Consider the following 5,292-nt stretch of genomic DNA (forward strand, 5'->3'; position numbering starts at 1 on the left):
GGGCCGCGCATCGTACGGACGGCTGTTTCGCGCCACCGGTTCGGGCACCACCTTGAAGCCTTGTGCGTTGAGCACGTCGCTAAAGCGCTGATCCATGTACGACAGCGGCAACGCGCTCATCGGGTACGGCCTGGAGCGTGGCGAACCGAGATCGATCGTGTTGTCCGGACCGGAAACGCCCAATTGCATTTCAGCCGCTGAATACCAGGGCTCCAGCGTTTCATAGGGATAGGGCCAATCGCGTCCCACGCCATACAGCTTGTGCAACTGGAAGTCCGACGGCAACAGGCGCCACGCGGCGGCGGCCCAGTGCCACGTCGTACCGCCGACCAGCCTCACATACTGTGAGTTGTACGGATAGTCGCCCTTCTGGATCAGATAGTTGTTGGCGGGCGCGTACTCGGGATGCGGCGCGTAAGGCGTGGAGGGATAGGGCGTCGCGAAGTCGGACTTGACCGGCGAGTTGCGGAAGTTCTCGACAATCTGCCAGCGCGGAATGCGCGGCCCGGCTTCGAGCAGAATCACCGACGCGCCGGCCAGCGCCATCTGATGCGCGACCAGCCCACCTGCCACGCCCGACCCGACCACGACGATGTCGGCGGAATTTGAATTTGCCATTGTTGCCCTCTTATGCTGGCTTATCGTTGCTTGCTGATTTCGCGTGCCGGCGTTTCGTCGAACGACTCAATCAGACGATACGGCGACAGGGCACGCGCGAGAGGCACGTCGTTCAGGCGACCGCCGGCTTCTGCGTCCAGTAGAACGGCACGTCGCGGCAATAGGATGGAATCGTCAGCACGTCCTTGACTGGCTCGAACATCAGCGCTTTTTCATAAGCGACCACATCCACATGCGGCATGTCGCCTACCAGACCGAGATACCACGCCCGCATGATCGCGCTCACGGATTTCGCAAGCGCCGGCTGATCGGCCTGCAATGCCTGTGTGACGGTATCGGACGGCACGCCGCCATGGCCTTGCAGCCACGTGTTGAGCGCGGCGACGTTCTGGGAGAACTGGTTGTCGGATTTGGCGAGCGCGTCATAGACACGTTTGCCGAGCACGGCGTCGAAGCCCGTGCGCCCGGTGAGACGCTGCGAGAGCGCAAGGAAGGCATCGAGTCCGCCGCCTGCGGGCGTATCAGCGAACGCCGGGGCGATCCACGAAAGCGAGCGGCCTGCGCCGGCAAACGCGAGCGCGACAGCAGTGGCGCATGCGCCCAGCACCCATGTCCTGCGCGAGGCCGAGAACGAAAACGAACGCGTGGCGTGAAACGAAGGTGAAGGTGACTGCGAAGATCTCAGCGAGGAAAGCTGCGAAGACGAAGCTGGCGACGAAAACCTGGTCGAATGCGTCACTTTGTGGTGCGCATCTTCTTTCTCAGGAACATCTGTCATGGGGGCTCCAGATGGTGAGTCGATCGTGAGTCATTCTCAACGTGCAACGCGGCCGCGGCGTGACGCCATTCGCGCGGTGCGTCGATTTCTCTACCCCAAAACCTGGTCTGGCGCCGCTTAAGCGATCTTGTGTGGCCGCGCGATGCCGACGCGAACCGCGTTACGTTGTGCTGATGACAGCCTTGTGAAACGGCATCACTGCGCGGCGAGCACGGCGAAAAACGTGCCGCCTGCCAATCGCCTTTCAACTGAAAGCGACGCGCAAGGCCGTTGCGAAAGACTATAGCCTGTGATTCACCCATTCGACAAATGGTGCCCGAAGCGCGAGTAGAATCCGCGACACAGACAGCCCTCCACTCTTGATCCCATGCTCACAAAATATTATCCGAAGGTTCTTCGCAATCGACCCCGCATGCTGATCGGCCTCGCCATCGGCCTCGTGGCCGCGCTGGCCGTACCTGAACACCGTCCAATGGTGCGCGTGCTGGCCGGTTGGGACGCCGCCGTATGGAGCTATCTCGTGCTGATCTGGGTGCATATGGCCGCCGCCGACGAGGGTCGCGTCCGGGAATTCGCGCAGCGCGACGATGAGAATGCGGGCATCGTGCTGCTAGTAATCTGCGTCGCGACTATCGCCAGCATTGCCGCGATCGTGCTCGAACTGGCCTCGGCGAAGGGCACGGCCGGCAGCTCGACAGCCTGGCACTACCTGTTGACCGGCTTGACGATGTTCGGTGCATGGTTCCTGATCCCAACCATTTTCACCATGCACTACGCGCGGCTTTACTACGATCCCGATACAACGGAAACCGCGCTGCTGTTTCCCGACCGCAAGCTCGATCCGAACTACTGGGACTTCATGTATTTCTCGTTCACCATTGCCGTGGCCTCGCAGACCTCGGACGTGGTGCTGCGCTCCCGCACGGTTCGCCGCGCGGCGCTCGCGCAATCGATTCTGTCGTTCTACTTCAACGTCGCCGTGCTCGGCTTGTGCGTGAACATCGCAGCGGGCCTGGTCAGCTCCTGACCGCCGTCCTTCACAAATAATTTTGCTTCACAAGGCGTGCCCCGCCGGTCGCCGCTTCGCCTTTTTTGCGGCCCCGGCACGCGCCTCGCAACATCCGTGTAAAACCCGGACGACGACCGCACGTTTTACACGCGGGCCGTCCACCATCGCGCCCCGCGCCACCTCTGGCCACCCGTCGCGCCACCCCTGAGGCGCGCTTCCTCACCCCCTTTGCTTCGATCCAAAACGCACTGGCACAACGTTTGCTGCGTCTTGCGAATAGTTCTGGCCGACCCCGTGCAATCGATGCCTGGCGTCAAAGCACCCGCTACTGGCCAGCGGCGTGACGATCTTTGCACTACATTGACCAGTACGCGCCCTCGCTTCACGCATCGCGCGGTATCCGGCTCTGGAAGCCCAATGAGCGCTGTGATCGCATGCCAATTGCATCCACACCGCAGCAGGACAAATCTGGAAAGGACCGATGGAATCTCCAAACGGGTACGCGCCACGGATCTACTTTTTTCATTCACTTCTCGTCGGGCCGCTCGATGCATGGCCTGCCCAGTTCGCTCACGCAGCCGGACTGGGCTTCGATCACGCGCTGATCGGCGGCATCTTCGAGCCGGGCCGGGCGGGTCACGGACAGGTGGTCGGCAATCACGGCCGGCTGCATCCGGTGTTCGAGACCCGGCAACCGGCCGCGGAAGCAATCCGCACGCTCGCGCACGCCGCACGCACGCACGGTTTGACCTTGCTGGTCGATCTGGTGATCGACCGAATGGCCGCCGATGGCGCGCTGTACGCTGAACATACCGGCTGGTTCCACTCGTTCGAGTCTGACGAGGCGCGGCTCGATCCGCGCCATGTGCATCGCGCGGACAACGTCGCGTATGCCAACTTCAACGATGCCAACAGCAGCGCCGCGCTAGTCGACTGGTGGACGCAGCAACTGCTGGCGCTGGCCGACGCCGGGATCGGCGGCTTCCGGTTCGATTCACCGCACCGCGTGCCGGCCGCGGTTTGGCGGCAACTCGGCGACGCGGTTCGCGCCAGACATCCTGAGGTGCGTTTCCTCGCCGCGACGCCCGGTCTCGCGCGTAGTGATCTGCTCGGCCTCGAAGGCGCGGGCTTCGACAGTGTGTTCTCGTCGGTGCGCTGGTGGAACTTCCGCGCCAGCTGGATGGTGGAAGAGCACGCCGCGCTCGCCCGCATCGCCGCACCCATCGCCTTTCCCGAAGCGCCTTACGGCACCCGTCTCGCCGCCGATCTCAGCGATGCGCACGACGCCGCTGTGGTCGAGCGTGCTTACCGGCGCGCGCTGTTCGCGTCGGCCTCGACCGGCACCGGCTGGATGATGCCGATGGGTTTCGAATACGGCATCACCGAGCCGATGTCGCAGACTCGCGGCGACGCTTCGCAGTTCGCCCTCGCCTGCCAGGCAAAACGATTCGATCTCTCGGAACGGATCAGCCATGCGAACAAGCTGGTGCGCAATACGAAGACGCTGCACGCCAACGGCGAATTGCGCCCGCTAAGCGGGCCTGGCGCGCCCGCAGCGGTCTTGCTGCGGGCCGACACACCCGATCTGCGCGCCGCCGGCGAAGCGGTCCTGATCGCCATCAATCCCGAACTCGGCGCGCCGGTCCGCCTCGATCCAGCCCGCTTCCTCACCGGCGTACCGGGCAACTTCACGCGCTTCGTCCCGCTCGACGCCCCCGGCAATGCCGCGCCCGCCACATTGGCGCCGTTCACGCTCGCACCCGGGGCAGTGCGCCTGTTCCGCGCGCTCGCCGATAAACCGATCTGTCTCGCACCGCCAATCGACAAGGCGAACAGCAAGCGCAGCGGCCGGAAGACCGTGCTCGACGCGATCAGCGCGCCGCGCGTGGCGATCGAGAGCGTGACACCCGCGGTCGATAACGGGCGCTTTCCCGCCAAGCGCACGGTGGGCGAGCGTGCCGAAATCACCGCCGCGATCTTCGCCGAAGGTCACGACAAAATCGCCGCCGCCGTGGTCTGGCGCGCCGCCGATGAAATCGCCTGGCACGAAGTGCCGATGAGCCCGGCACAGCCTGCCGGCCTCGATATCTGGAAAGCGCGCATTCCGCTGGAGCGTCTCGGCCGCCACGAATTCACGGTCATTGCGTGGCGCGACGACTTTGCGTCGCTGGTCGAGCATATCCAGAAGAAGCTGAAAGCGGGACAAACAGTCGAACTCGAGCTCGACGAAGCCGCGCATCTGTTCGCCCTGGTGCTTGCCGAAGTGGAAACCACAGAAGGCGCGGAGACTGAGCCGCTCGACCATATCGTCAAGGTCTTCACGAAGGCCGATCCCGAGGCCAAGCTCGCGCTGCTCCTCGCGCCGACCACCGCGAAGGCGATGACCGCCGCGCGCCACCGCCCATTCCTGAGCCGCGATCCGATCGTCTACAAGATCGACGCCGAACGAACCGCCGCGAGCTTCGCAAACTGGTACGAGATCTTCCCGCGTTCGATGAGCGACGACGAATCGCGTCACGGCACGTTCGCTGACGTCGTCACGAAACTGCCGCGCATCCGCGACATGGGTTTCGACGTGTTGTACTTCCCGCCGATCCACCCGATCGGCATGGCGAACCGCAAAGGCCGCAACAACACGCTGAACGCGCAACCGGGAGATGTAGGCAGCCCGTACGCGATCGGCGGGGTCGAGGGCGGCCACACCGCCGTGCATCCCGAACTCGGCACGCTCGACGACTTCAAGCAGATGCTGGCCGCGGCCCACGCGCACGGCCTCGAAATCGCGCTCGACTTCGCGGTTCAGTGCTCGCCGGATCACCCGTGGCTGAAGGAGCATCCGACGTGGTTCGCCTGGCGTCCTGACGGCACGCTGCGTTACGCGGAAAAT

General features: G+C 64.0%; 3 protein-coding genes and 1 pseudogene. 2 read left to right on the forward strand and 2 right to left on the reverse strand.

Annotated elements, in window-relative coordinates:
• Together VFE81_RS16130 and VFE81_RS16135 are read right to left on the reverse strand one after the other, a co-directional pair.
• A pseudogene (locus VFE81_RS16130) lies at positions 1-618 on the reverse strand (choline dehydrogenase); the annotation flags it as partial.
• A 112-nt stretch (positions 619-730) separates the two neighbouring features.
• The gene (locus VFE81_RS16135) at positions 731-1,396 is read right to left on the reverse strand and encodes a sugar dehydrogenase complex small subunit (RefSeq protein WP_325045557.1); all 666 of its coding nucleotides are present in this window, start codon (positions 1,394-1,396) and stop codon (positions 731-733) included.
• Positions 1,397-1,763: 367 nt separating this feature from the next.
• Here VFE81_RS16135 and VFE81_RS16140 point away from each other — a divergent pair, with 367 nt between their 5' ends.
• Positions 1,764-2,423, forward strand: coding sequence for a DUF1345 domain-containing protein (locus tag VFE81_RS16140; protein ID WP_325045558.1), 660 nt, complete (start codon positions 1,764-1,766; stop codon positions 2,421-2,423).
• 463 nt (positions 2,424-2,886) lie between these two features.
• Positions 2,887-5,292 (forward strand): maltotransferase domain-containing protein (locus VFE81_RS16145; RefSeq protein ID WP_325045559.1); only part of this gene is annotated, 2,406 nt, incomplete at its 3' end.

It is taken from the genome of Paraburkholderia sp., assembly GCF_035656215.1.
Lineage (GTDB): Bacteria > Pseudomonadota > Gammaproteobacteria > Burkholderiales > Burkholderiaceae > Paraburkholderia.

Coding starts and splice junctions, on each gene's coding strand:
- VFE81_RS16135 (WP_325045557.1), bottom strand. CDS start 1,396: ATGACAGATGTTCCTGAGAAAGAAGATGCGCACCACAAAGTGACGCAT.
- VFE81_RS16140 (WP_325045558.1), top strand. CDS start 1,764: ATGCTCACAAAATATTATCCGAAGGTTCTTCGCAATCGACCCCGCATG.